Origin of the sequence: Hyphobacterium sp. (assembly GCF_043584775.1) — a bacterium.
In the GTDB taxonomy this organism is placed as follows: domain Bacteria; phylum Pseudomonadota; class Alphaproteobacteria; order Caulobacterales; family Maricaulaceae; genus Hyphobacterium.
In genome coordinates, this window is the sequence record NZ_CP121327.1 from 1,412,643 (window position 1) to 1,439,478 (window position 26,836).

A 26,836-nucleotide genomic window follows, 5' to 3' on the forward strand; every position below is an offset into this window, starting at 1 on the left:
CCTCTAGCCCTTCATCAGGTTCACGTCTTCGACCGAAATGTTTCCACGATTCCGGAAGTAGACGACAAGGATTGCAAGACCCACCGCGGCTTCAGCCGCCGCGACGGTGAGAACGAACATGGCGAAGACCTGTCCGGCGAGATCGCCGAGGAAGGAGGAAAACGCCACGAGATTGATGTTGACCGCGAGCAGCAAGAGCTCGACCGACATCAGAAGGATGATGACATTCTTGCGATTCACGAAAATGCCGAACACCCCGATGGTGAACAGGATCGCGGCAACCGCGAGATAGTGTGACAGTCCGATCTCGGTCATTCGCCCAATCCCTCTCCGGATTTCACATCCTGCATGGTGACCGCCGTCTTGCGATCGCGGCCCACCTGTTCGGCAATATTCTGACGTTTCACATGCGGCTTGTGGCGCAGGGTCAGGACGATCGCGCCAATCATGGCGACCAGCAGGACCAGACCTGCGGCCTGGAAGAAATAGGCATAATCGTCATAGAGCAGCATGCCGAGCGCCTCGACATTGGAGACGCCTTCCGGCGTCGTGCTGGCACCTGCGGGGGCCACGACATTCGCCTGCGTCCAGGACTGACCGACAATGATCAATTCCGCGACCAGCACGATCGCGACCAGCGCGCCGAACGGCAGATAGCTGAGGAAGCCCTGCTTAAGCTCGGTGAAATCAACATCGAGCATCATCACGACGAAGAGGAAGAGCACCGCGACCGCGCCGACATAGACCACGATCAGAAGCATGGCGAGGAATTCCGCGCCCAGGAGGACGAACAGGCCCGCCGCCGAGAAGAAGGCGAGGATCAGCCACAGAACGGACCTCACCGGGTTTCGCGCGGCCACGACGAAGAAAGCGGACAGGACTGTCACGCTCGCCAATATCCAGAATGCTATTACCTGCAGCATCAGCCGCCCCGTTCCGTTTGCGCCCGCCCTAGCGGTAAGGCGCGTCCAATTCCAGATTGCGCGCGATCTCGCGTTCCCACCGATCGCCATTCGCAAGCAGTTTTTCCTTGTCGTAGTAGAGCTCTTCGCGGGTTTCCGCGGCGAACTCGAAATTCGGCCCTTCGACGATGGCGTCTACCGGACAGGCTTCCTCGCAGAAGCCGCAATAGATGCACTTCACCATGTCGATGTCATAGCGCGTGGTGCGGCGTGAGCCGTCCTCGCGCGGTTCGGCTTCAATGGTGATCGCCTGCGCCGGGCAAACCGCTTCACACAGCTTGCAGGCGATGCAGCGCTCTTCGCCATTGGCGTAGCGGCGCAAAGCGTGCTGACCGCGGAAGCGCGGGCTGATCGGCCCTTTCTCGAAGGGATAATTGATGGTCGCTTTCGGCTGCGCCATGTAGCGGAGGCCCATGACGAACGCGCCCCAGAAATCCATCAGCAAGGCGCCGCGAATGGTTTGGGCGATACGGCTCATGAGGCAGCTCCCGAATAGGCAACGTAAGCGCCAACCAGTACGACAGCACCGAGTGAGGTCGGCAGGAAGATTTTCCAGCCCAGACGCATCAGCTGGTCATAGCGATAGCGTGGCACCAGCGCCTTCACCATGGCGAACATGAAGAAGAAGAAGACCACTTTCGCGGCGAACCAGAAGAAAGGCGGCAGGAAGGACAGGAATTCGAACGGTGCATGCCATCCGCCGAAGAAGAGAATGGTCGTCATGGCGCACATCAGAACGATGTTGAGATATTCGCCGATCATGAACAGCAGATACGGGGTGGAGGAGTATTCCACCTGATAACCGGCCACCAGTTCGGATTCCGCTTCGGGAAGGTCAAACGGCGGACGGTTGGTTTCCGCCAGCGCCGAGATGAAGAAAATGCCCGTCATCGGGATCATCACCAGGAACATCGGCACTGGCAGGGTGTGCAGCGCCAGAAGATTCCAGTTCCAGAAGCCGCCGGCCTGTTGGTCGACAATGACCGACAGGTTCATGGATCCCGCAAACAGCAGGACGGTGACAATGATGAAGCCGATGGAGACTTCATAGGACACCATTTGCGCCGCAGACCGCAGCGCGCCGAGGAAGGGATATTTCGAGTTGGAGGCCCAGCCGCCAATGATGATGCCGTAAACGCCGAGCGATGAAATCGCGAACAGATACATGATGCCGACATTGAGATCGGCAATCACCCAGCCCGGTGCGACCGGCACAACGGCCCAGCCGATGAAGGCGAGGATGAAGGTAATCAGGGGTGCGATCAGGAAGAGCGTACGGTCCGCGCCCGCGGGCACGACGATTTCCTTGAACACGAATTTCAGGAAGTCGGCAAAGGACTGCAGCAAACCAAAAGCGCCGACCACGTTGGGGCCCTTGCGCATCTGGACGGAGGCCCAGACCTTGCGGTCCAGAAGCAGCAGGAAGGCAAGCGAGATCAGAAGTACGATCATGAAGGCCAGAATCTGACCGACCGCAACAAGCGTCCACTCGACGGAGACCGGCAAGTTCCAGAAAGAGATCGGGTCCATCGTCTCCATCTCCCCTACTCCGCCGCTTGCGCGTGAGGCGCTGATTTGAGTGCCGAACATTCCGCCATGGTTTTCGAGGCCCGTGCGATTGCGTTCGTGAGGTAGAAGTCAGCGATTGCCGACCGGAAAGGCTCGGCGCCCATATCGCCCGCTTCGCCAATCGATGCCACATCAAATTCAGCAGCCGAGGCATGGCCCGGCGCGTGATCAATGCCGCCGAAGACCGGATGATCGGCAATCAGCTTCTCACGCAATTCTTCCAGCGAATTGTATGGCAACGTCTTGTTGAGGCGCTCTGACAGGGCCCGGAAAATCGCCCAGTCCTCTTTCGCGTCGCCCTTCGGGAAGACGGCCCGCGCATTGAATTGCACGCGGCCTTCCATATTGGCCCACATGCCCTTTTTCTCGGTATAGGCCGCGCCGGGCAGGATCAGGTCCGCGCGATGCGCACCGCGATCGCCGTGGTGGCCGACATAGATGACGAAGGCATCGCCGAAATCGGCCTCGATCTCGTCTGCGCCCATCAGGACGATGGTGTCCATGCCACCGGCCTGCATTTCGGCGACCGACTTACCGCCCTTGCCCGGCACAAAGCCGAGATCCAGAGCACCAACGCGCGAAGCAGCGGTGTGCAGCACGTTGAAGCCGTTCCAGCCATCCTTGACGGCCCCGACCTTCGCCGCGACCTCGCCGGCTGCGCGCAGCACCTGAGCGCCGTCTTCGCGGGCCAGGGCGGACGCGCCAACGATGATCATCGGTTTTTCGGCGTCTTTCAGGACTTTGGTAAAGCCCGAGCGTTTGCCGCCAAAGCCCTTGAGGTCTTTGGGGCCATCGCCCACTTGCTCGAACGGATAGGTCAGATCACCGGTCGCGCCGATGACGCCGACTTTCACGTCCCGCTCCAGCCAGGCGCGGCGAATGCGGGCATTGAGCACCGGCGCTTCAAGGCGCGGATCGGTGCCAACCAGCAAAATCGCGTCGGCCTCGTCAATCCCGGCAATGGTGGAGTTGAAGAGCCAGCTTTCGCGCGGCCCCTCACCCAATTTTTCGCCGGCCTGACGGCCATCCATGGAGGTGACGCCAAGCGCGTCGAACAGGTCTTTTGCCGCTTTCAGCTCTTCAATCGAATTGAGATCGCCGGAAATGACGCCAATTTTCGAGGCATCGCCGGACAGCTTGTCGGCGGCCATGCCGAGCGCAATATCCCAGCTGACCGGTGCCAGCTTGCCTTCGACACGAGCATAGGGCTTGTCGAGGCGCTGACGCTGCAGGCCGTCCCAGATGAAGCGGGTTTTATCCGAAATCCATTCCTCATTAATCTCGTCATTGACGCGCGGCATGATGCGCAGAACGCCCGGCCCGCGGCTGTCGACGCGGATCCAGGAGCCCATTGCGTCCATCACGTCGATGGTCTCGGTCTTCTTCAGCTCCCAGGGCCGCGCATTATAGGCATACGGCTTGGAGGTGAGCGCGCCAACGGGGCAGAGATCGATCACATTGCCGGACAGTTCCGACTGGATATTGCTTTCCAGATAGGTCGTGATTTCAGCATCTTCGCCACGGTTCAGCATGCCGATTTCCGGCGAGCCGGCGACTTCGGTCACGAAGCGCACACAGCGCGTACACTGGATGCAGCGGGTCATGATCGTCTTGACCAGCGGGCCCATATTCTTGTCTTCGACGGCGCGCTTGTTCTCGGTGTAGCGCGTGCCGGAACGGCCATAGGCCATGGCCTGGTCCTGCAAATCGCACTCGCCGCCCTGATCGCAGATCGGGCAATCGAGCGGGTGGTTGATCAGCAGGAATTCCATCACGCCTTCGCGCGCCTTCTTCACCATCGGCGAAGCGGTATTCATCGCAGGCGGTTCGCCATTCGGCCCGCCGCGCATGTCCGACACATTCATGGCGCAGGACGCGGCCGGTTTCGGCGCGCCGACCAGCTCGACCAGACACATGCGGCAATTGCCGGCCACGGACAGGCGCTCATGATAGCAGAAACGCGGGATTTCCTTGCCCGCCGCCTCGGCTGCCTGCAGCAGCGTGTAGTGGTTCGGGACGTCGATTTCCTCGCCGTCGATGATGATGGTGCGGAGATTATCACTCATGCCGCAGCTTCCATTGTTTGAGTAGCTTTAGGCTCACGGAGCCAGAAGATGGTGCCCCAGATCGCGCCGGGGATCGCAGCCAGGGGCAGCAACATCAACCCGGGGATAAGGGCGAAGAGCCCGAATTGAATTTCAGTTCGATGCTCAGCGGGCCGCATCGTTTGAACGTGCGCGGCATATTCTGGCCCGAAAAGCGGAACGGTAAGCAACAGGGAAAAACCAGCAAAAACAGCACTGGACCTGACAATCGTCCACCAGGTGCGATGTCCCCAGTTGAGGAAATAGCGAGCGCCCGAGGCAACAACGAACCAGATCAATGAACCGGCGACAGCCCAAGTTCCAAACCAGAGCAGCGCAAGGCCGGGCAGACGTTCAATCTGCCACGCTTCGGGACTCAGCCCGGTCAGCATGCCGACCGTCACGGCCGCTGTGGCCAGCGCCGCCAGAACGTATGTAAGGAAAGTTGTCATGCGAACACCTCCTTCGTATCAGCCCGCTTTGGCTGGCGGAGCCAGAAGACCGTGCCCCAGATTGACCCTTCAATGATGCTGAGGAGCAGAAACCCTGCGGCCCTTGATACATCAATGAGGCTCGTCAATAGGAAAGCAATCATCAGAATTGCTCTGGCTGAAACGGCTGTGGCAATTCCGGCGGCAATGTGGCTTTCAGTCGGGCGGCGCGGATACTTTTTTCGAAGCACGGCATTACCGAACCACGCGACTAACCCGTACGATACCGCAATCAGCGCAAGATTGCCGAATGAGGCTATCGTCAGTTCGAATAGGCCGCCAGCCAGAATATTGGGCGTGAACTCGAACATTCTGGTCTGAGAATACAGCTTTAATCCCAATGTTACCGCAAGCGGTATGGAGGCAACAGTTGCAGCAAGGCAGATTGTTTTCAGCATGTCGCCCTGCTCTGCTGACCCTTGCGAGGATCTTCGCGAGACAAACCAGGCGAAGCCCGCCAAGGCCAAGCCAACAAATATCGCAGTCATACCTACGAGAGAGGATGACGCCCATGAAAACAGATTCGGAAATAGGAGGCGTTCCACCAAGTCTGCAGTCGCAGGATCGAATCTATAGCTTCGAGCAATGATCGCGACCGCAGCATTCTGCGTCGCAAACCAGCCCAGAGCCAAAGCGCCAGCCGCCAGAACGTATGTGAGGAAGGTTCTCACTGCGTCATCTACTCCGCGGCCATCTGTGACACCGCGACGGGCTTACCCGCGCGGTAGGCGTTGATGCGGTCTTCAATCTCGTGGCGGAAATGGCGGATCAGGCCCTGTACCGGCCAGGCCGCGGCATCCCCGAGCGCGCAGATCGTGTGGCCTTCCACCTGGCTGGCGACATCGAGCAGCTTGTCGATCTCGTCGGTCGAGCTTTCGCCGCGCGCCATGCGTTCCAGCACGCGCCACATCCAGCCCGTACCTTCGCGGCACGGCGTGCACTGGCCGCAGCTTTCATGCTTGTAGAAATAGGATATCCGGGCAATCGCCTTCACGATGTCCGTGGACTTGTCCATGACAATCACCGCCGCCGTGCCGAGGCCGGATTTCACATCCTTCAGCGCATCGAAATCCATCAGGATATCGGTACAGGTATCGGCCGGAATACACGGAACGGACGAGCCGCCCGGAATGACCGCTTTGAGATTATCCCAGCCACCGCGAACGCCACCTGCATGGGTTTCGATCAGCGTTTTCAAGGGGATCGACATGACCTCTTCGACATTACACGGCGCGTTCACATGGCCCGAGATCGAGAACACCTTGGTGCCGGCGTTGCCCTCGCGGCCAAAGCCTGCAAACCAGTCCGCGCCGCGGCGCAGAATGGTCGGCGCGACGGCGATGGATTCCACGTTGTTCACAGTCGTCGGCGCGCCATACAGGCCGGCGTTCGCCGGGAAAGGCGGCTTCAGGCGCGGCTGGCCCTTCTTGCCTTCCAGGCTTTCGAGCAGCGCGGTTTCCTCGCCGCAGATATACGCGCCGGCGCCGTGGTGGATATAGAGATCGAAATCCCAGCCATGGACATTGTCCTTGCCGATCAGCTTGGCGTCATACGCCTCCTTGATGGCCTTTTCGAGCGCGATCCGCTCATCGACATATTCACCGCGGATATAGATGTAGCAGGCCTTGGCGCGCATGGCGAAAGAGGCGATCAGGCAGCCCTCGATCAGGAGATGCGGATCATTGCGCATGATCTCGCGGTCCTTGCAGGTGCCCGGCTCGGATTCGTCCGCATTGACGACCAGATAATGCGGGCGTGCGCCGACTTCCTTGGGCATGAAGGACCATTTGAGACCGGTCGGAAACCCTGCTCCGCCGCGGCCGCGCAGACCGGACGCCTTGACCTGATCGACTATCCATTCCGGACCCATATCGATCATGTCCTTGGTGGCATTCCATGCGCCACGCTTCTTTGCCGCGTCCAGACCCGGATCTTCCCGGCCAAACAGGTTCAGGAAGATGCGATCCTTATCGTCCAGGAGCTTTGTCATAGCTCACTCCCCTTGCCCTTTTTGCGCACGGCCTTGGGGGTATCCTTTGGCGGTGTCGTGTTGGTGTCCTTGGGCTTGGCCTTTTCCTTGGGCTTTGCCGGTTTTTCGCCGGTATCATTCGCGGCGTTGGGCAATTTGATCTTCTTGGCCAGCGAGCCGTCATAGAGTGACCCGTCGGTCAGCGCGGTCGAGCCACCTTCGGCTTCCGAACAGGACCGCCCGATCTGCGATCCGGCTTTAGGCGTTTTGCCGGCCACCAGATCATCAATGATCTGGCCCAGGGTTTCGCCCGTCAGGTCTTCATAATAATGATCGCCGGCCGTATTGGAGATTTGCACCATTGGCGCATTGGCGCACGCGCCGAGGCATTCCACTTCCATCCAGGACAGCTTGCCATCGGCCGAAACCTGTCCCTTGGGACCGATCTTGTCGGCGCAGACCTTCTTCAGATCATCCGCACCGCGCAGCCAGCAAGGCGTCGTGCCGCACAGCTGGATCAGGTGCTCGCCCGCCGGGGCCAGATTGAACATGGTGTAAAAGGTGGCCACCTCCATCACCCGGATTTTCGGCATGCCCAGACGATCCGCGATCTCGCGCATGGCCGGTTCGGACACCCAGCCATCCTGCTTTTGTGCAATCCACAGCATGGGAATGACGGCGGAGGCTTTCTTGGCCTCCGGATACTTGTTCAACCAGAACTTTATTTCTTTCTCGGATTCCTTTGAAAACGAGAAGCTTTCGGGCTGGTCCAGAGCAATTTTGCGAGCGCTCATCGCGCGCCTCCTTCATACGTCTCGGCGACGGTGTCATTCTCGACATACCAGTCCGTAACACCCTGCCCGTCACACCATTCCCGGCCGGCCCGCAGGGCTTCGGCGACGCCTGCCGGCGTGCCATCATGTTGAATGCGTTCAATCCCATGCGCCCCGCCAAAGGAGACAAGGTCCATCCCCGCTTCGCCATCGGTCCGGAAATTGTATTGCTGGATTTCAGCAAAAACCCGATTATCCAGATCGCCGGGATCATAAGCCGTCAGCACACAGCCCATGCATTCCGCCTCGGCGTCATTACCCAGACAGCGAATGATGCCGACTGCCGAATAGGGTGGCTCATTGCCGATCGATTCCGCGATCTGCGCATGCAGCGCGCTGTCATCACGTGGCGAGCACGCGGCGACAGTTATCAGCAAAGCCGGTATGACAGCAATCCGCAGCATTATCGGTCGATCTCTCCGAACACGATATCCAGCGAGCCCAGAATGGCCGACACGTCTGCCAGCTGGTGACCGCGATTGATATGATCCATGGCCGCAAGGTGGGCAAAGCCCGGCGCGCGGATTTTCACGCGATACGGCTTGTTGGTGCCATCGGCGACGAGGTAGACGCCAAACTCGCCCTTCGGCGCCTCGACGGCGACATAGGCTTCGCCTGCCGGGACATGGACGCCTTCAGTGTACAGCTTGAAGTGATGGATCAGCGCTTCCATCGACTGCTTCATCTCGGCGCGGCGCGGCGGTGCAAATTTGGAATTCGTCGGCAGGACTTCGCCGGCATTTTCCGCCCGCGACAGCCATTCGACGCATTGTTTCATGATCTTGACCGATTCCAGCATCTCCTCGATGCGGATCAGATAGCGGTCCCAGCAATCGCCGTTCTTGCCCAGCGGAATCTGGAATTCCAGCTCGTCATAGACCTCATAGGGCTGCGAGCGGCGCAGATCCCAGGCCATGCCCGAACCGCGCACCATGACGCCGGAGAAGCCCCATTCGAGTGCATCCTGCTTGGACACCACGCCGATATCGACATTGCGCTGTTTGAAAATCCGGTTTTCGGTCAGCAGGTTATCAATGTCCTTGAGCTTGGCCGGGAATTGCTCGCACCACTCACCGATATCCTCGATCAGCTTCAGTGGCAGGTCCTGGTGAACGCCACCGGGACGGAAATAGTGCGCGTGCATGCGCGAGCCGGAGGCACGCTCATAGAACACCATCAGCTTTTCGCGCTCTTCAAAGCCCCAGACCGGCGGGGTCAGAGCGCCGACGTCCAGCGCTTGTGTCGTGACATTCAGGATGTGCGACAGGATACGGCCGATCTCGCAATAGAGAACGCGGATATACTCACCCCGGCGCGGGACGGGAATGCCGGCGAGCTTCTCGATCGCCAGGCAGAAGGCGTGCTCCTGGTTCATCGGCGCCACATAGTCGAGGCGGTCGAAATAGCCGATGCCCTGAAGGTAGGTCTTGTGCTCCAGCAGCTTTTCCGTGCCGCGGTGCAGAAGGCCGATATGCGGATCCACGCGGTCGACGATCTCGCCATCGAGCTCCAGCACGAGGCGCAACACGCCGTGTGCCGCCGGGTGCTGCGGGCCGAAATTGATCGTGAACTTGCGGTCGTCGAGCTGTTCCATGTCTTCGGGGTTGATCAGATCGGACATTATGCGCCCTCCCCCTTGGCTTTCTCGTCACCCGGAATGACGTATTTCGCGCCTTCCCAGGGCGAGAGGAAATCGAAGTCGCGATATTCCTGAATCAGCTCGACCGGTTCGTAGACAACGCGCTTTTCTTCCTCATCCCACCGCACTTCGACATGGCCGGAGAGTGGGAAATCCTTGCGCAGCGGATGTCCGTTAAAGCCGTAATCGGTGAGGATACGGCGCAGATCGGGATGGCCGGAGAAGACAATGCCATACATATCAAAGGCTTCGCGTTCGAACCAGTTGGCAACCGGGAAAATGTCCGACAGCGAGGCCACCGGCGTTTCCTCGTCGGTCGAGGTCTTGATCCGGATGCGATGGTTCAACGGCATGGACAGCAGGTGATACACCACCTCGAAGCGTTCGGAGCGCTGCGGATAGTCGACGCCGCAAATATCGATCAGCGTCGTAAAGCGGCAGGCGCGGTCATCGCGCAAGAATTTGATCACTTCCACGACGCGGTCGCTGTGAATGGTGATGTTCAGCTCACCGACATCCACCGACCAGTCGCGGATTGCCGAATCCAGCTGCGCCGAGATGTGTTCGCCAAGTTCCTTCAATCGTTCGCTCATCGTTCGATCGAGCCTTCGCGGCGAATTTTCTTCTGAAGCTGCAAGATGCCGTACACAAGAGCCTCAGCGGTCGGCGGGCAGCCCGGCACATAGATGTCGACCGGCACGATCCGGTCGCAGCCGCGCACCACGGCATAGCTGTAATGGTAATAGCCACCGCCATTGGCACAGGAGCCCATAGAAATCACATATCTCGGCTCGGGCATCTGATCGTAAACCTTGCGCAACGCCGGTGCCATTTTGTTGGTCAGCGTGCCAGCCACAATCATCACATCCGACTGACGCGGAGAAGCGCGCGGCGCAAAACCGAATCGCTCGACGTCATAACGCGGCATGGCCGCCTGCATCATCTCGACCGCGCAGCAGGCCAGACCGAATGTCATCCACATCAGCGAGCCGGTGCGCGCCCAGGTGATGAGGTCATCGGCGGCGGCGACGACAAAACCCTTGTCGGCCAGCGCATCTGAAACACCGTCAAAAAACGGATCGTGCTTTTTCGGGTCATAATGCGGGGTGGCGGCGCGACCGGCAGAACCCGCAGGAATGATGGTGTTCTCAGCCATGATTTACTCCCACTCCAGCGCGCCTTTTTTCCACTCGTAGATGAAGCCCACGGTGAGCACACCAAGGAACACCATCATCGACCAGAAAGCGAAAAGACCGGTCTCGCCGAGCGTCACTGCCCACGGGAAGAGGAAGGCCACTTCCAGATCGAAGATAATGAACAGAATCGCGACGAGATAAAAACGGACATCGAATTTCATCCGGGCATCGTCGAAGGCTTCAAATCCGCACTCATATGTCGAGACTTTTTCCGGATCCGGCTTGGACGGCGCCAATACCCAGGCGGCCAGCATGAAGCCAATGCCCATCGCAGACGCGATTCCCAGAAAAATGATAATCGGCAAGTATTCGAGCAGAAGCGCATTCATGACGGATCGCCCCGAGTAGCTAATGTGAGGGGCCGGCCTACGCAGAATAGCGAGTCAGGCCTGACCAATAGCCCCCACACGGTCGGGCCGGAAGCTAGAGCGAGCCGACATCACTCGCAAGGCGAAAAGGCGGCTTTTTCTGTGCGAAATCCACGCGCAAGTGCTTGAAATACCGTCAGGTGAGAATGGTTTGCAAGTTTGTCCCCGCGGAATCAAAAAAGCCGCCCCCGGAGGAGCGGCTCTTTCAATCGATTCCGGGCCGGATCAGGACGTCGCGACCTTGTCCTGCGTCTTTGTCTCGAAATCCGAAGCCTCATGGCGTTCCAGCAACTGGCTTGAGGGCTCGCCCCAGGCGCGGTTGACCATGCGGCCGCGTTTGACCGCGTCGCGGGCATATAGTTGGTCGGCCCAACGGATGACATTTTTGTATTCGTGGACCGACAGGAACTCGCCGGCATCATAGAGCAGGCCCTTGGCCATCGCGCCATACCAGGGGAAGATTGCCATGTCCGCGATCGTGTATTCATCGCCGATTACGTATTCGCGGTCGGCCAGATTACGGTCGAGCACATCCATCTGGCGTTTGACTTCCATGGCATAGCGGTCAATCGGGTATTGCCATTTCTCCGGCGCATAGGCGTAGAAATGCCCGAAACCGCCACCCAGCATCGGCGCGGAGCCCATCTGCCAGAACAGCCAGTTGAAGGTCTCGGCGCGTTTGCTCGGGTCGGTGGGCAGGAATTCACCAAACTTCTCCGCCAGATAAACCAGGATGGAACCGGATTCGAAGACGCGTTGTGGTGTTTGGGCGGAATGGTCGACCAGCACGGGGATTTTGGAATTCGGATTGGCCTCGACGAAGCCGGAAGAGAATTGATCGCCCTCATTGATATTGATCAGCCAGGCGTCGTATTCCGCGCCCTCATGGCCCTTCGCCAGCAATTCTTCCAGCAATATCGTGGCCTTCACACCGTTCGGCGTTGCCAACGAATAAAGCTGAAGCGGGTGTTTGCCGACGGGCAGATCCTTATCGTGCGTCTTGCCCGCCGTCGGCCGGTTGATATTGGCAAAGCGACCGCCATTGCCCTTTTCCCAGGTCCAGACTTTCGGCGGTGTCCATGAATGCGTATCGGCCATGATCGATCCTCGGCGTTTGGTTGGTTTCGAGCATATGGGGAGATGCGACGATAAATAAACCACTCACCGGAAAACCCGAACGTAATTCGCTGGAATTATCGGCATCGATGGACAATGTCGTTAATCGCAAGCATGCTGCATGACATGAGAGAATTACGTATTCCAATTGCCCTTTTCGTCTTATTTTCGTTTTGGCCAGCGATACCTGTTGGAGCCCTGCAATCAGCAGTTCGGCCCGAGATTGGATCACAATTTCTCGTCGTGATGGAGACAGAAACACGCGGAACGGCTGACGGGTCGAGATCGAGTTCTTCCTCGCGGCAGACTTTGACCGAGCGTATTATCGAGCGAAGCCAAGACGGCATCCTCGTCGAATACGATTTCCATTCCGATGCGACAGACGAGGAGCGGGCGCGCGTTTGGCAATTGCCGGTGCATGTTTTTATCGATTCCGCAGGAACGGTCTCAATTCAAAATCTTTCGGAGCTTGAAAGCCGGGTAGATCCTTGGCTCGAACACTGGGATTTTGACCGATCGATGTGCGGCCGATGGCTTTTCACCTGGACCGCTTTCCAGATCGATTGCGATCCCGAATCTGCCGTGGGATATGTTCAGCCTTTGATCGTTCACCAATACCAGTTGTTTGATGGCAGTCTGGTGGCTGAGCATGGAACACTTGAGCCAGCTCATCTTGATAGCCGCCAACGGGATTCAGGCGGTCTTAGCTATACTGCACAGTTCGATATCGATCCCGATGTCATTCGCCGCGAACGCGCAATGGCTGATGTGATCATTGCCGAGATCTATGGTCGCCCCCCGCTAGATATCGAGGATTCAATGGAAGAGCGGAGAGACGAGCAAATCTCCGGGCAATTATCTCTGACTATCGAAACGGACACACTAGGCGATATCCTCCGAATCGAGAGGCTGAGCGAAACCGAAATCAGACTGCCAGACGGAGCCAATGAAAATCAGTGGCGCAGTCAAGTTGTTACACGCCAACCATTGGCTAGCGGAACTGATTAGCCAATTGGCATTCAGAAAGGCTCTTTGAAACCTTTCAGGCGTTCATATCGGGGCGGAAGAGCAGAACCGGCACCGGGCAATCGCGGATCATCTGGGTGGTTGTGCTGCCAATGATCAGATTTCGCAGGCGCGAATGTCCATAGGCGCCCATGACCAGAAATTCGATCTCGCCGGCCTTTGATTTTTCGGTGAATACGGCGTCCGCTTCCCCCGACACGATTTCAAAGGCCGCCTCATACCCCGCCTCGCGCAATTTTGCGGTCGCGGCTTCCATGGCTTTCACGAGCGCCTCGCTCGAATCGCCGACGTGAAGCAGATGGATGGCCATGCCTTTGAACAATTGCCCCTTGGCGATGTGATCAACGGCCTTGGCGACGCTGGGGCCGGTATCAAAGGCAATGGTCGCGCGCTTTGGCGTCTTGAAGGCGCGCGATGTGACCAGAACCGGGCGGTGCGCGACGCGAACCACGCGCTCCAGATTGGAGCCCAGATGACGCTTGGCGAAATCGGCATGTTCACCGCGTTTGCCGATGATGAGGACGCGGGCCTCGTCCTCGACATCCTGTACCGCTTCCAGCAAGTCGCCATTGCGCAGCCTGGTCTGCACGTCCTTGCAGCCCAGGGATTCCAGATGGGCCTTGGCCGCATCGACGATCAGCCGGCCGCGTTCGCGGGCCAGACGCGCGCCCTCTTCATCATGTTTCGTCAGCTTTTCCAGAAGCTCGGAGCGGGCCCCGAGCGTCAGGTTTCCGGAGAGATTGACAGGACCGGAGCGGCCCGGACGGTGATCAATGACATGCAGCAGATCAATGCCAAATCCGGTCTTTTCAGACACCCAGGCCGCATGATCGCACGCGCTGTCGGTATAGGCCGAGCCGTCTATCAGGGTGATGATACGATTCATGTTGCGGCTCCTAATGGCCTGCGGCGCGGTCAATCGCACCCGGCTTGTCGTGCTCACCGAGGCGGTCAACGATGGTTTCACTGGCTTCATTCATGCCAACCAGATGGACCGTCATACCTTCGCGGCGGAATTTCAAGACGATGAGATCAATCGCCTGCACGCTGGAAATATCCCAGATATGCGCGGCGCTGAGATCAAGCGTCACCTCGTCGAGCGCTTCCTTGAAGTCGAAGGCGTTGGTGAAGGCTTCCGTGGACGCGAAGAAAAGCTGACCCTCAACGGCATAGGTCCGCGACCGTCCATCATCCGACAGGGTCGAGGAGATCCTGAAGATCCGCGAAATCTTCCAGGCAAAGAAAATGCCCGACAGGAAGACCCCGACCATCACGCCAATCGCCAGATTGTGCGTCAGGATCACGCCGGCGACCGTCGCCAGCATGACAACGCTGGATGAAAGCGGGTGCGAGCGCAACGATTTCACCGATGACCATGAGAAGGTCCCGATGGAGACCATGATCATGATGGCGACCAGCGCCGGCATCGGGATGGCCGCAATCCAGTCGCCCAGCACAAGGATCATGAAGAGCAGGAAGACGCCCGCCGAGAAGGTCGACAAGCGCCCTCGTCCGCCCGATTTCACATTGATCATGGACTGACCGATCATCGCACACCCGGCCATGCCGCCGAGAAAACCGGTGACGATATTGGCCGTGCCCTGCCCCACGCATTCGCGGTTCCGGTCGGATGGTGTGTCGGTCAGATCATCGACGATCTGCTGGGTCAGGAGTGATTCCAGCAAGCCCACGGCCGCCACAGCCGCTGAATATGGCAGGATGATCATCAGGGTCTCGAAGTTGAACGGAATGTCCGGGATCAGGAAGACCGGCAACGTATCGGGCAATTCGCCCATATCGCCGACAGTGCGGACATCCCAACCGAAATACATGGTCAGGCCTGTCAGGACGAGAATGCAGACCAGCGGAGACGGCACGGCCTTGGTAAAGCGCGGCAGGATGTAGATGATGGCCAGACCGGCCGCGACCAGCACATAGGTGAGCCAGGTCACGCCGATCAGCTCGGGCAATTGCGCCATGAAGATGAGGATGGCCAGCGCATTGACAAAACCCGTGAGAACGGAGCGCGAGACAAAGCGCATCAGATTGCCCAGCTTCAGCGCACCGGCTCCGATCTGCAGCACGCCGGCCAGCACTGTCGCGGCCAGCAGGTATTGCAGGCCGTGATCGCGGACCAGCGTCACCATCAGAACGGCGGTCGCCGCGGTCGCCGCCGAGATCATGCCCGGACGCCCGCCGACGAAGGCAATCAGCACGGCAATCGAAAACGACGCGTAAAGCCCGATCTTGGGGTCCACGCCGGCAATGATGGAAAAGGCAATCGCTTCGGGGATCAGCGCCAGGGCCACCACAAGCCCGGCCAGCAAATCCCCGCGGATATTGCCGAACCATTCCAGCCGGGTCCGTGTCCAGTCAAAAGCGTCGAGTCGAAGAAAATGCATAACGTCCGGTCCGGAATAAGCGGGGCGATCATCGCCGCGTCGCAAAAGAGCGGCGCGTCTAACAGAGCTCGACGCCATTGGAAACCGGCGATCGTGGGCGGCGGCTATGCGTATTCAGGATGCTAGGCTTCGCCGCTTTCAGCGGGCATGCCCAGAAGGATCACCGCGAAGGCCAACACCGCTCCGCTCGCAAAAAGGGCCGCGCGGGCATATTGTGGCTTGTCCGCTCTCAGCGCGCTGATCACCGCAGTGACGCATTGCAGTAAATAATAGGCGGCGAAGGCTTTGGAGGCATAGACGATGATCTGGTAGATATTTGCGCCCCAGGTCAGTGCTATGGCCGCGATGGCCGTGATTGCATAGTCATAACGCATCTGAATGCGTTTGCCGGAAATATCCTCCACGAGGCCGCTTGATCCGTTCATGTCGGCCACCGCCGCAGAGAGCTGCGAAGCCAGAGCGACAATGATCAACATGGGCGCCACAACAAAGGCCATCGGTCGCAAAAGGTCGATCACCGCGGTTTCGCCTCCGACCGGCGGCAGCGGCCCCGCAAACCACGGCGTGGCGAGACCAATGAAGGCCACATAGATGACGGTCGCAATGATTTGCGCATAGCGCATTGTATTGATGCGCATATCCGCCTTGTAGGCGCTGCCGAGATAGCGCGAGGTTTCGAAGCCCTGTACCAGAATGACAAGTCCGAGAAGGATGCGCACCTGATCGCCAGTGGATGGCAATTCATGCGAGGCTACTTCCGGTGGCGCGCCGCCCCATCCAAAGACCAGCGACATGGCAAGACCGATGATAAGGGCCGCGATAACGCCCAGCTTCAGCCCGACGGCGGCGACTTCCACATGCTCCAGCCATTTTAATCCGCGTATGACGCCCAGTATCGCCAACCCGGCCAGCACTGCCGTGGTCAGGGCGTCGATCCAGAACTGGTCCATGATTCCAAAACCGCGGAGCGCAAAAGCGGCGAAGAGATTGAGGTAATACGCGACGGATACCCAGTAGGCGAAAGCCAGCACAAGCGCTGATGCCTGATCAAGACGTCGAAAGACAACCTGTTTGCGATTTTCCAGCACGCCTTCGACGTTCGCGATATTATGGCGGATGGCCGATCCGAACAGCCAGCCCGCCGCACAAAGCGCGGCGATACCGAAAGCAGCAAAGTCGCCAACCGCGTGCGCAAGTATCGGTGCCGCAACGAGAAAGCCGGACCCGATAATCGAGGCCAGCGGAGTAACGGTGGCTCGCCAGCTTTTGTTGCCCGTTACAGCCGGCAGCAGCAATGCACCCGATGCCGCAATCAGGACAATGACGAGAAGGATATTCATGGCCATACCCCCTCATAGGTGAATCGCGCCGGGAAGTAACGGGCCCGGAAGGCGATGGCTACTGGATAGCAGCGTGAGGATAGTCCGCCTGCCGGTTCTGGAAGGTCAGAATTCCCGGCTTCACGACAATGCCGTTCTCGATATTGATGGCGCGGCGGATGGTTTCATTGGCTTGCCAAGCGTCATGCCCATCGACAACGGAGGGCAAGTGCTGAACCAGCGCGGCCGAGATTGACCGCGTTGCGCTTTCCCAGAGATAGCTGGGCGTGTGATCAACGGCATAGTAGTCGACCTTGCCAACGCGGATCATGGGCTCCCTGAAGGTTGTCGGTACGGCAAAATAGAATCCCATGCCTTCATCACAACTGACATCAATGATCAGGCAACCGGGCTTCAGGCAGTCCTTTTCTGCTTCGGTGACGAAATCAATCGGATGGTCGGGGTCCTGAAATGTGCCGTTCACGATAATGTCGGACTGCCGGATCAGATCACAGAGGTCACTGGTGCCGCCGTCATGCTCGATCACCTGCATGCGTGCCTGCCCTTCGCCGCCCTCATGGATGCGGACATAATGACAATCGAGCACCTCCTCGCGCACTTCGTGATCCGGGCGCTGGATGCAAATCGTGATGTCGCGGAAACCGTGCGCCTTTAGCGCATAAATTGCGCCGCGACTCACCGCGCCAAAGCTGAAGATAATGACTTTGCGCTGATTGCCGTAATGCCCGTCTATGCCTTTCAGGCGAAGCGCGTGGAGCACGGCGCAATAGCCCGCCATTTCGTTATTCTTGTAAAAGGTGTGTCGACCCATTTGACCGGTTTTGCCCCAGACAAACATGTCTTCGAATGCAATCAGGGTCTGCCTGCGGTCTATTGCAACCTGGGTGATGGCGCGTTGCTGGGCGCAGTGCGGATAGCCCCATAGAATGCCGCCTTCGCGGAGCTCTTCCAAATCCGACAGAACGGGTTTGGCGATAATGACATTGCCGAGTGTTGCCAGAAGCTCCTGACGGGACGCCATGCCGCCAACCTGTCTCTCAATTTCGGCATCCGGGACATCGAATGGTGCGCCATAGCCTTCTTCGAAGATCAGTTGCTTGCGATAGACTTCGGGGAGTCGTCGCAGATGTTCCGGATGAATGGGAAGGCGTTGCTCGTCGGTCTTTTTAGAGGTCCCGATGACCCCTAAAGTGAGTTGACTCATTGAATGTCCTTTGAGGATCCAGCGCGCCGATCGTATTCAGGGGGCTGCTCCAGCCCGGTCGGTGCGCCTTTTTCAGGCCAATAGCAATGGCACGCCGGAAATGAGCAAGAAAAAAGCCGCCCGGTCGGGGCGGCTTTCTTGAAGGAAATGGCGCGAGTGACGGGACTCGAACCCGCGGCCTCCGGCGTGACAGGCCGGTGAAACGTCAAAGATTTCAATACAGCGTTCCGACAAAATGGTCGGAAATCGGGGCTCTTTGCAGTTTCAGACAGGCTTGAGTCGGAACACGGAAAAACGTTTGAACGGCATCGTCCAATCTATTGTTGCCAAGAAAGCCGCTCGTCGCTTCCCGGTGAAATGGCCGCAACTTCTAACCGATATCGGATGCCCGGATTTGTGGATTCGATCTCATCCGACAATTCAATGACCCAATTGGTATTCTCCAAGCCCGCTTGTGCGGCGAAAACACTGAGAACTTGAATCGCCTCGGCCTCGTTCAATGCAACGATCCGTGCATCGACAAATTCACCTTGATCGACGCCAGACTGCATCATCGTTTCCAGCAATGTGCAGGCTGAAAGACGCGCCTGCATGATGATATCAGTTCCGTGCCCTGCCCATTGTTGGACGCCATAAATACTTGGTGCAAAACAGTTCGAGCCTTCGCTGCTTAAATAGACGATATCCGGCTCATACTCGGCAGCTGTATTGATCCCTTCTTGCCGAATGATATCGAGCCATCGCTCGTCATCAGCTGCTGCCTGTGACGGAAATACGACCACCATGCTGGCAACAAGGAACCAACCGACCTTTAAAACCAAACCCATTGCGACGCTCCATTCTGCATCCGTCCGCTTATTCCTCGGCCGCAACCAGCGCGGGCCTTAAACTAATAGAGATTAATCCCGCGTCTTCGCTGCCAGTGTCCAACCTCGACAATGACCCAATTCTTGCCCGCATCACCTGATCGAAAATCACACGCCGTTCGCTGCTCTCTTCGTCAACCAAGATGAATTGAACTGTGTAGACGAGATGCTCTCCTTCGGGGGCTTCAATGGCCGACACTGTTACCCAAAGAGCGGCATCTTCCGTATATGAAGCATCAACAAGCCCCGTTCCGAAAACGGCTTCTAACGCTGGACGAAACCGAGTGAAGCGGATGCCATTCTGCTCACCGAAATCATGGCGAATACGAGCATCCATCATGGCGCGGTTTTGTGTATCAGAGACCGCGGCGACCATCACACTGATATCAGTTTCCAATTGGGTGGCGGAAGCCTGTTGTGTTGAGTTTGAGCCGAACGCCATGAACAGAAGGGCAATCCCGACTATCATGCCTAAACCGTAGAATGGGGCACGAGAACGCTGACGTGCGTTAATGCTGGGAGAAAGATATCCATCAATCAGTTCTCGAACGACCGCACTGGTGGACTTTCCTTCGCGCGTTGCTGCCCGCGCCAATTCCGATTTCTTGCTGGGCGAGATGCGTATTTCAACGCCTTCTGTCTTCTTATCGTCTTCGCTCATGGCCGCCCCTAAGGAATCAAAATCAGTGACTGATTGAAAACTCGTGGAAGATATCGACCTCATGCAAGGAAAACCGTGTCCCGACATTACAGGTCTGAACTAAATGCGGCCTTTAGCCGTGCCGCCAGCTAAGCCTCAGTCTCATGACTTCCGTGAATAATTCGAGGACAAGCTCAAGGAAGCCATGCGGACAGCTGACGCGAGATTGTTGAATGGATGATCGTGCTAGTTGACCGATTTGATCGGCATTCTTGACGAGACATTGTCTATCGCGGCATTCGCTATAGCATCTTGTAGACACTGGAATGCGGGTGCCTGCTGAAAAACGTGGTTTCTTCCAACGACGGCGACAATGGTCTCGCCGTCGGCAATCAAAGAAGATATTCGCCGGAACATGGCGACATTGCGGATATTGGACTCAACGCGGTTCGCTTCATTTATTAGGCGCCCGCCAGTTTGGCTGCCGTCCAGCATCGGATTGAACCAATCCCCCGGAATCTGACTGAATTCAAGGCCCGGCCAAACATCTTGGAAGTGTTCTTGATATTCGTCGAATGCCGCAATGGGCATAGGCCAACCCCACGCCTCGCCACGACTTTGCAGGCTTGAAATATACCGATCTGACCGTTCGGTCAGCTGTGTTCCATTAATTCTTTGTCGAACCCAACCGCGCACCCGTCGCGTGATCAAATACATCTGATAATCAAGGGCTGAAATCTTGTTCAATACCTCCGCCCAAAGATCGGGCTCGCTTGGTTCCAATGTTCCCGTCGGAATGCCGAGCGAACTTGCCAATGATTGAGTATAACCCGGCTCAAAATACCGCTGCACGGCTTCTCTCAAGTTCGCGGTGTTCGGCCATGAATAGCCTTCGTGCAAAACGATATCTGGCTGGTCGTCTTCAATAGCGGATTGTATGGCGATCAATTGCGGGTCGTCAGGATCATTCGTATGTGCCGCACCAATGTAAATTAGTTCGGCGCCGTTGCTGAACGACAGGTTTAGCTCAGAATCTACAAAGTCGACTTCGTCTTCGCGCAATAATGCGACACGGTCTGCGCATGTTTCAATGATTGCGGCGATCTGTTGCGATTGAGATTCGAAGTCCGGCGGTGCGGCTAAAGCAAGTAATGCCAGTGCAAAATTCAAAGCATCCTCCGCTTGCCAAACAAAGCGCGGAAAGTCTCTATTGCTACCCCTTGGGACATGAAGCGCATATAATTATGGCCTTTCCCAATCACACGAGCCCGCATCATCAACACCGCCACCGTGGACAAACTGGTTCCTTCTTCCGGTCGCCGCAAAGATGCGTTCTTCCCGTTCAGCTTCCCATGGTGAGACCGGATCGTTTGCAGACCATTCTACAAACATGTCCCACTCATCGTCTGGAATGCGAACGCCGTGGGTGTCGTGCATGTAGAACCAAACGCGTGCGACATCGCCTCGATGGCACGGCGGCGGTTCAAACCTGCCTCGGTCGTCTTCAATCTGGCAGGAACCGTAATCGCTCGTTTCGTCTGGAAGGTCAGCGTAACGATCATTGCTGCGGTGTTGGTTCACCTGACCGATAGACGGAGCAAGATTATGAAGGTCGAAGATCATGGCCTGAGCGTTGGCATTCTCTTGTTCACAACGACCGCGACTTCCATCCGGTCCGGCCCAGCACGCCCATTGCCTCGCCGGCATCAGTGAAGCTGGGACAATGTGCTCCCATTCAACTCGTTGAGCACGAGATGAAGCATTGTTTCCACTATCGTATCCGCAGGCATCAAGATCATCGATGGAACCTGATCCATCATTGTCTTCGTGGGATGTATATGAGCATCCGCAATAGAACGTCGAACGATGTTCGGCCGTGTAGATGACATCGTCGGCTTCGTTCTTCGTGTCAGCCCAGTCTTGAGCAAACGCGCTGAATGGAAGCAGCAGAAGAAACAGAGCTAGGGACCGGATCATGAGCTCGTGATAACCGTGCCGATTGGGGAATATGGCAGTGTCATTGAAACCTTCACTCCGCAGACATCAGTATATCAGGACGACGAATGAGCCGATCGGGAAGCTGAATGTCGACGCGATACCGGCCCGGCGGAAGAAGAAGCTGAACCTGATCCGCTGCTTCGCCTTCTTGTAACGCATACTGGTCGGTCGCGATTGCGTTTACCACCATAGGCAAACGAAACGCTTGAACCACTGCCGGCCGATCCGAAACATCTGAAACATCAACCCAAGCCGATCGCCGATCTGGCAACTCCCACAACCATCGGGGTCGGCGATCATTTTCTCTAGCACCCTCGGTCGGGGTAAACACTACAAGGTCTGCCTGCCAACGGTCAGGCGGCGGCGCCAATGCTTGGTCATTTTGGTCTATCAGCACGCTTGGCTCGCTGAACTCGAAGCGATCTGAAATTAGTCTGGCGGACTGTGCAATACTGGTGGTCCCGATCCCGGCGCCGCTAACTTGATCTATCGTTAAAGGGTCATATCCAGTTAATTCCGAAAGCGCTGCCGCCATCCAGCCATTCTGATAACCATCCGCAGATCGACCGGGCGTTTCGTCGAGGTGCGCAAGTCCTACATACAAGACAACACGCGCATCCGGATTTTGAGCAAAGACACGTTCAAAGATATTTTGGGCTTGGACGGTTTCGCGATGATTTATCCGAGCCTCGCGAGAGCAAGATTGAGTCGAACAGTCGAGTCTTTGATCGCTGCGCACCTCATATGGAAACCACACAAATTGTTCGGCCACTGCGGTTTCGAGCAAATGGGCCATCATGGGGTCGCCAAAATAGAATCCCATTTCCCGAACAGGCACGCCGTTTTGATTCCATGCCGTTTCGGAAATTTGCGAGAGTGCTTCCATGCCAAAATGCGTGAAGCCCTCGGCTCTAAGGATCGGCAGCAATTCTGCCATAAATGCTCGATGACGCCCCATTTGGTGGGATTCATTGACGATCACGACCTGCCTGCCTCGAACGGCTTCCTGAATGTATTCGATGGCGTTTGCTGCACGATAGCCTTCAAGCGCCTCTGGGGTGACCCATACTTCGTCGTCGGCTGAAATCTCCCGGTTTTCCGAAAACATTTCTGGGGCGATGATGAAATACGCCTCGTCATACCGGCCAGTGAAATTCAAAAGCTGCGCTTCGCCATCTCTGAGAAATTGCTCTGCGAAATCGTCCGGCAATCCGTCGGGCAATACTTCTGACTGAATTGCAGCTGCGTATTCACCTTGTGCAGCATAGCTCGTCCAAGGACGAGCAACGGCCTCTCCTTCATCTTGTGCTGACGTCAATCCGCCACCAAAGACGGTGAGCACAGCGACAAAAATATGCTTCATTGAAAACAATTGATGCATGGAACCCTCTCCCCATTCCGTCCAGCCTCGATTCTCTGCGGAGGTGAAATCGTCAGCTAGTAAACAACTACAGCCAAATTAACTGCGACCAAAGGTGGTGGGGATGTTAGAGTCGCCGATGGCAAAAATAAGGCGCCCAAATAGACCAAGCCCTATTGAGGCTTTGCAGGCGGTCTTAATCTGGCGTCACTAGAATTGCATCATCCCTATTGAAGCCTGTGCCGCACAATGTCCTGACCCTATTGAGGCCTACTCGCTGGCGTAAAATTCTAGAATCCTTACTATCGCCGAAGTTGATAGGCGAATGGGATTAAAATGGCAAAGCCACGCGCGACCCTTGAACGAGCAGAAATTGCTATCGTGAAGGCGATGGTGAAAACCAAGAAGTATAATGATCAGCAAATTCTTGCGTTTTTCACCCGACCAACTCGCTCCATCAATCATCGCGTTATCGGTGAAATTCGCAGTAATACGAAGTATGCCAATATCAAAGCTGCGTCAGAGTCACAGTTGGATCAGTTTCTTGATCGATGGCCGGACGTTGATCCAGAAACCGGATTAAGTAATAGCGGCGATGAACTGTTGATCAAAGCTCGTGAGGCGATGATAGCGGCTGTCCATATATTCAACGGTGCTGGGCTCACGTTCCGCTCAGAACTGTTCATCGTGACCGCAGTGATTGCATGGACCTACCTCTGCCATTCTTGGTTCAATAAGCACGGTATTGATTATCGCCATCGCGATACCAAAGGAAACGTCGTTAAGACCGCGGAAGGCGCCGAAAAGTACTGGGAGCTAAGCCAGTGTTTGAAACATGGTGACCTACCTATTTCCGAGGGCGGCAAGATAAATCTCCGGTTTCTGTTGGAACTTCGACATGAAATCGAACACCGTTCAACCTCGGCCATCGACGACAGCGTTGGAGCCCAATTGCAGGCTTGCTGCATCAATTTCAATAACTTCATCCGTGAAGAGTTTGGCAGACAATTCGGCTTGGAAAAGCGACTTCCCATCGCGCTCCAGTTCGTGACTTTTGATAACCGACAGCGTGCTGAACTGATATCGGCTGATCTACCAGCCAATATATCGTCAATGTTGGAAACCTTTCGGAACAAGCTGACGCAGGAACAATTTGCTGATCTTGACTATGCCTACAGAGTGATTTTCGTACCCAAAATCGCCAACAGCAAAAGCAAAGCCGATGTTGCCGTTGAATTCGTTAAAGCGGACTCGCAAGAGGCAATCGATGCAAATGCTGTCTTCTTGAAAGAAACCGACAAGAAGAGATATTTACCGTCAGCTGTTGTGAAACTGATGCAAGACGAAGGTTATTCGAAATTCAAAATGCATGACCACACCGAACTTTGGCAGTCGCTTGATGCAAGAAACCCGGCAAAAGCATTTGGAACACAAGGTGACTACAAAGGCTCTTGGGTTTGGTACGAGAATTGGGTTGAGCGGGTTCGTGCCCATTGTGAAGAAAACGCCGAGCAATATCGATGAAAACGGATATCCTGCACCGCATTTAGTTGCAGAAATTCATTGGGCGCCCCATCTGCAATTTCCCAGCATGATGGAGCCCCACCATAATCATCGGATACGCACGAACATCGACATCTGACCAAACCGCAGGCCTCGAAGCCCAGATCACAGAACTGACCAAAGCTGGCGCCGATCGCATCTTTCAGGAACAGGTTTCCAGCGTCACCAAGCGGGACGAACTGGAAGCGGCCCTTGATTATCTTCGTGATGACGACGTGCTTATGGTCACCAAACTTGATCGTCTTGCCCGGTCTGTTTCTGACCTTATGAGGGTCATCGAACGTATCAAAAACCGAAACGCATCATTGCGTATTCTTGCCATGAATTTGGATACTGAATCTGCCACCGGGAAGCTGATGATCTCGATCCTTGGATCAGTGGCTGAATTCGAAAGAGAGATCATGCTGGAACGTCAGCGTGAAGGCATTTCAAAAGCCAAGGCCGCCGGAAAATACAAAGGTCGTGCCCCAACCGCCCGACATAAGGCTGAACAGGTTTTGGGTTTGATTGGAAAGGGTTGGAAGCAGGCGGATGTTGCAGTCGAATTGGGGATATCTCGGTCCAGCGTTCAGCGGATCGTCCGCAATGATATAGAAAACGGCCGTGAAGATGACCGCGGCGGTGGCCTCACTCTTCCGGGAGTCGCGAACTATGGGAATAAATGATCATTCGGCGATCCGCTTCGATTTCTCTCACATACAGCGACACAACAAGTCGAAATACGTCTTCATCTCCCGCAGGCGATAACCGGCTGCCGCCAATCTGTATGACCAGAATATATCCGCCTTCAAGATAGAGAGCCGATGGTGGGCTGAATTGGACGTCATACCTCCCGCCGCCTTCGCACAAGCTTTCGAACCAAGCTGTGTTTCCGCCTAGCTGCCTTGCACTGTCCGTCGGAAAGCCAACGATCCATGCGTCATTGTTGACCACCTGTTCAAACAACACCGCATCACATTCGTTCAGTGCCAGTTGATACGTGTTCAGGAGACCCAAGGCTCCGGGAATATTCGATTCGATGAATGCGGCGGTCTGACTATCCGGGTCTGGGAGTGATTGAGAAAAAACAGGAGCCGAGACAACGGCATTGCCCAGCATGACCAATATCGTTGGCAAACTAAGCCTTAACATCAATGCGGAGCTTAATTCGGACATTGGGGCGCATCAGGCCCTGTGTAGGCTTCGGCGATTGTGGCAAGTCCTACACTAATTCGCCGATCATCAATGTGATCAGGGTCTTCGTATTCGAGGATATTGATCTCGCCGTCTTGGCATCGCCAATGTGTTCCATAGCGCTGAGGCTGATCATTGTTGAGCAAAATCCGGTCAACCAATCGTGCCAACAATCTCGGCTGGGCCCGTCCTTCTGCGACTTCATTCTCCAACATGGGAAGAAATGCTTCTTGTCGTTCTAGACTTCCATGTTGAAGAATTAGCCATGCCGCATCAATTGCTGCATTCGGAGCCTCATCCAAAGCCGGCCAACCGTGTTCTTCAACAAACGCGTCCAAATACACGCCATTGGATTCGTCTGCCTCACACCATCGAAACGCTACCGCTTGCCAAATGTATTGAAACAACTCCGGGTTCTCTTCGACGAATTGAGGCTGATCTTGGCGTCGAACTCGCCGCCACCATTGATCAGACTCCAACCGCATAACCAATTCCCGATAAATATTACTCTCGGCAATATCCGCAACGGCTTCTTCTTGTGCCTGTAACAAGCGAAGGTCTTGCTCCATCATCCAACCTCTGCCCTGTTCCAACAGCGGTCGATAGTCAGCTAGTTCCTGATTACGTGTCGCCAGTATTCCACCCGCCGAAAAGCCTCTTGCGATACACGGCAACACACCTGACGGGATGGGGTCTCCGGGTTGATATCCCGCCTCTCTCGCCGGCGCTCGAAAACTGGCCCAAAGTTCAGCACTCGATGAAACAACCTCTGGGTTTTGCATGGCTAGAATGTATGGGGACCAATCTGCCAAGACGGGATCGATCTGTCTGGATTCAATCCCGTTCAATAGTGCCAAAGCATCTTCAACATTGTCGGCCCAAGCAGTGCCAGAAATAAAAAGAATCCAGATGATCAAAATACGCATCGCGTGCCCCTGAGATATTGGCTCTGCGCGTATTCAAAACCCGCCGCCCCCATAATTCAACTCGAAATTTAATTGAGTTGGTTCCGATGCGGGTTGCAACGTGCAGGTGGT

The 26,836-nt window shown here is 56.3% G+C and carries 29 protein-coding genes; 3 read left to right on the plus strand and 26 right to left on the minus strand.

Translation table 11 applies throughout. The features are described 5' to 3' along the window. Positions 1-3: 3 nt before the first annotated feature. The 15 genes from nuoK to yghU form a co-directional block, all read right to left on the minus strand. Positions 4-315, minus strand: coding sequence for an NADH-quinone oxidoreductase subunit NuoK (gene nuoK / locus P0D52_RS06965; RefSeq protein WP_187167295.1), 312 nt, complete (start codon positions 313-315; stop codon positions 4-6). Beyond that, positions 312-923, minus strand: coding sequence for an NADH-quinone oxidoreductase subunit J (locus P0D52_RS06970; protein WP_394694697.1), 612 nt, complete (start codon positions 921-923; stop codon positions 312-314). The genes nuoK and P0D52_RS06970 overlap by 4 nt, the downstream gene beginning before the upstream one ends. 28 nt (positions 924-951) lie before the next feature. After that, positions 952-1,440: an NADH-quinone oxidoreductase subunit NuoI gene (nuoI, locus tag P0D52_RS06975; protein ID WP_394694698.1), complete on the minus strand. Its 489-nt coding sequence runs from the start codon at positions 1,438-1,440 to the stop codon at positions 952-954. Continuing rightward, on the minus strand, positions 1,437-2,492 hold the full coding sequence (gene nuoH / locus P0D52_RS06980; protein WP_394694771.1) for an NADH-quinone oxidoreductase subunit NuoH: 1,056 nt from the start codon (positions 2,490-2,492) through the stop codon (positions 1,437-1,439). The genes nuoI and nuoH overlap by 4 nt, the downstream gene beginning before the upstream one ends. Positions 2,493-2,506: 14 nt before the next feature. Beyond that, a complete protein-coding gene (gene nuoG, locus P0D52_RS06985; RefSeq protein WP_394694699.1) occupies positions 2,507-4,597 on the minus strand; it encodes an NADH-quinone oxidoreductase subunit NuoG in 2,091 nt (696 codons plus the stop codon). After that, positions 4,594-5,007 carry a hypothetical protein gene (locus tag P0D52_RS06990; RefSeq protein WP_394694700.1) on the minus strand — a complete coding sequence of 138 codons (414 nt, stop codon included), beginning with the start codon at positions 5,005-5,007 and terminating at the stop codon, positions 4,594-4,596. The genes nuoG and P0D52_RS06990 overlap by 4 nt, the downstream gene beginning before the upstream one ends. A 56-nt stretch (positions 5,008-5,063) precedes the next feature. Further along, the gene (locus tag P0D52_RS06995) at positions 5,064-5,777 is read right to left on the minus strand and encodes a hypothetical protein (RefSeq protein ID WP_394694701.1); all 714 of its coding nucleotides are present in this window, start codon (positions 5,775-5,777) and stop codon (positions 5,064-5,066) included. An 8-nt stretch (positions 5,778-5,785) separates the two neighbouring features. Then, on the minus strand, positions 5,786-7,096 hold the full coding sequence (nuoF, locus tag P0D52_RS07000) for an NADH-quinone oxidoreductase subunit NuoF (RefSeq protein ID WP_394694702.1): 1,311 nt from the start codon (positions 7,094-7,096) through the stop codon (positions 5,786-5,788). Next, positions 7,093-7,869, minus strand: a complete 777-nt coding sequence (nuoE, locus tag P0D52_RS07005; RefSeq protein WP_394694703.1) for an NADH-quinone oxidoreductase subunit NuoE — start codon at positions 7,867-7,869, stop codon at positions 7,093-7,095. Before nuoE ends, nuoF begins: the two co-directional genes overlap by 4 nt. Continuing rightward, on the minus strand, positions 7,866-8,312 hold the full coding sequence (locus tag P0D52_RS07010; protein WP_394694704.1) for a hypothetical protein: 447 nt from the start codon (positions 8,310-8,312) through the stop codon (positions 7,866-7,868). The genes nuoE and P0D52_RS07010 overlap by 4 nt, the downstream gene beginning before the upstream one ends. Then, positions 8,312-9,502, minus strand: coding sequence for an NADH-quinone oxidoreductase subunit D (locus tag P0D52_RS07015; RefSeq protein ID WP_394694772.1), 1,191 nt, complete (start codon positions 9,500-9,502; stop codon positions 8,312-8,314). Before P0D52_RS07015 ends, P0D52_RS07010 begins: the two co-directional genes overlap by 1 nt. 26 nt (positions 9,503-9,528) lie before the next feature. After that, the gene (locus tag P0D52_RS07020; RefSeq protein WP_394694705.1) at positions 9,529-10,140 is read right to left on the minus strand and encodes an NADH-quinone oxidoreductase subunit C; all 612 of its coding nucleotides are present in this window, start codon (positions 10,138-10,140) and stop codon (positions 9,529-9,531) included. Continuing rightward, on the minus strand, positions 10,137-10,703 hold the full coding sequence (locus tag P0D52_RS07025; protein WP_394694706.1) for a NuoB/complex I 20 kDa subunit family protein: 567 nt from the start codon (positions 10,701-10,703) through the stop codon (positions 10,137-10,139). The genes P0D52_RS07020 and P0D52_RS07025 overlap by 4 nt, the downstream gene beginning before the upstream one ends. Before the next feature lie 3 nt (positions 10,704-10,706). After that, complete coding sequence (locus P0D52_RS07030) at positions 10,707-11,072, minus strand: NADH-quinone oxidoreductase subunit A (protein WP_394694707.1); 366 nt, start codon at positions 11,070-11,072, stop codon at positions 10,707-10,709. A gap of 264 nt (positions 11,073-11,336) precedes the next feature. Then, positions 11,337-12,209 (minus strand): glutathione-dependent disulfide-bond oxidoreductase, encoded by an 873-nt coding sequence (gene yghU / locus P0D52_RS07035; protein WP_394694708.1) that lies wholly within the window; start codon positions 12,207-12,209, stop codon positions 11,337-11,339. A gap of 132 nt (positions 12,210-12,341) precedes the next feature. Between yghU and P0D52_RS07040 the strand changes: the two genes are divergently transcribed. After that, positions 12,342-13,235, plus strand: coding sequence for a hypothetical protein (locus P0D52_RS07040; protein ID WP_394694709.1), 894 nt, complete (start codon positions 12,342-12,344; stop codon positions 13,233-13,235). A 34-nt stretch (positions 13,236-13,269) separates the two neighbouring features. Here the strand turns inward: P0D52_RS07040 and P0D52_RS07045 are convergent, their stop codons facing one another. From P0D52_RS07045 to P0D52_RS07085, 9 genes are all read right to left on the minus strand, one after another. Next, positions 13,270-14,139: a universal stress protein gene (locus tag P0D52_RS07045; protein ID WP_394694710.1), complete on the minus strand. Its 870-nt coding sequence runs from the start codon at positions 14,137-14,139 to the stop codon at positions 13,270-13,272. A 10-nt stretch (positions 14,140-14,149) separates the two neighbouring features. Beyond that, positions 14,150-15,655 carry a SulP family inorganic anion transporter gene (locus P0D52_RS07050; RefSeq protein ID WP_394694711.1) on the minus strand — a complete coding sequence of 502 codons (1,506 nt, stop codon included), beginning with the start codon at positions 15,653-15,655 and terminating at the stop codon, positions 14,150-14,152. Between the two features lie 122 nt (positions 15,656-15,777). Continuing rightward, positions 15,778-16,995: a hypothetical protein gene (locus P0D52_RS07055; protein WP_394694712.1), complete on the minus strand. Its 1,218-nt coding sequence runs from the start codon at positions 16,993-16,995 to the stop codon at positions 15,778-15,780. Between the two features lie 58 nt (positions 16,996-17,053). Beyond that, positions 17,054-18,199 (minus strand): N(5)-(carboxyethyl)ornithine synthase, encoded by a 1,146-nt coding sequence (locus P0D52_RS07060; protein ID WP_394694713.1) that lies wholly within the window; start codon positions 18,197-18,199, stop codon positions 17,054-17,056. 317 nt (positions 18,200-18,516) lie between these two features. After that, positions 18,517-19,026, minus strand: coding sequence for a hypothetical protein (locus P0D52_RS07065; RefSeq protein WP_394694714.1), 510 nt, complete (start codon positions 19,024-19,026; stop codon positions 18,517-18,519). Positions 19,027-19,054: 28 nt separating this feature from the next. Further along, positions 19,055-19,726: a hypothetical protein gene (locus P0D52_RS07070; protein ID WP_394694715.1), complete on the minus strand. Its 672-nt coding sequence runs from the start codon at positions 19,724-19,726 to the stop codon at positions 19,055-19,057. A gap of 225 nt (positions 19,727-19,951) precedes the next feature. Continuing rightward, positions 19,952-20,875, minus strand: a complete 924-nt coding sequence (locus P0D52_RS07075; RefSeq protein WP_394694716.1) for a hypothetical protein — start codon at positions 20,873-20,875, stop codon at positions 19,952-19,954. A 72-nt stretch (positions 20,876-20,947) separates the two neighbouring features. Then, positions 20,948-21,682, minus strand: a complete 735-nt coding sequence (locus P0D52_RS07080) for an endonuclease (protein ID WP_394694717.1) — start codon at positions 21,680-21,682, stop codon at positions 20,948-20,950. Positions 21,683-21,734: 52 nt separating this feature from the next. Continuing rightward, positions 21,735-23,084: a hypothetical protein gene (locus P0D52_RS07085; RefSeq protein WP_394694718.1), complete on the minus strand. Its 1,350-nt coding sequence runs from the start codon at positions 23,082-23,084 to the stop codon at positions 21,735-21,737. Positions 23,085-23,399: 315 nt separating this feature from the next. Here P0D52_RS07085 and P0D52_RS07090 point away from each other — a divergent pair, with 315 nt between their 5' ends. Then, positions 23,400-24,587: a DUF3644 domain-containing protein gene (locus P0D52_RS07090; protein WP_394694719.1), complete on the plus strand. Its 1,188-nt coding sequence runs from the start codon at positions 23,400-23,402 to the stop codon at positions 24,585-24,587. An 89-nt stretch (positions 24,588-24,676) separates the two neighbouring features. Continuing rightward, the gene (locus P0D52_RS07095) at positions 24,677-25,291 is read left to right on the plus strand and encodes a recombinase family protein (RefSeq protein WP_394694773.1); all 615 of its coding nucleotides are present in this window, start codon (positions 24,677-24,679) and stop codon (positions 25,289-25,291) included. Here P0D52_RS07095 and P0D52_RS07100 read toward each other — a convergent pair. Next, a complete protein-coding gene (locus tag P0D52_RS07100) occupies positions 25,254-25,724 on the minus strand; it encodes a hypothetical protein (protein WP_394694720.1) in 471 nt (156 codons plus the stop codon). The two genes, P0D52_RS07095 and P0D52_RS07100, sit on opposite strands and share 38 nt — an antisense overlap. Before the next feature lie 44 nt (positions 25,725-25,768). Continuing rightward, the gene (locus P0D52_RS07105) at positions 25,769-26,725 is read right to left on the minus strand and encodes a DUF6624 domain-containing protein (RefSeq protein WP_394694721.1); all 957 of its coding nucleotides are present in this window, start codon (positions 26,723-26,725) and stop codon (positions 25,769-25,771) included. Positions 26,726-26,836: the final 111 nt, after the last annotated feature.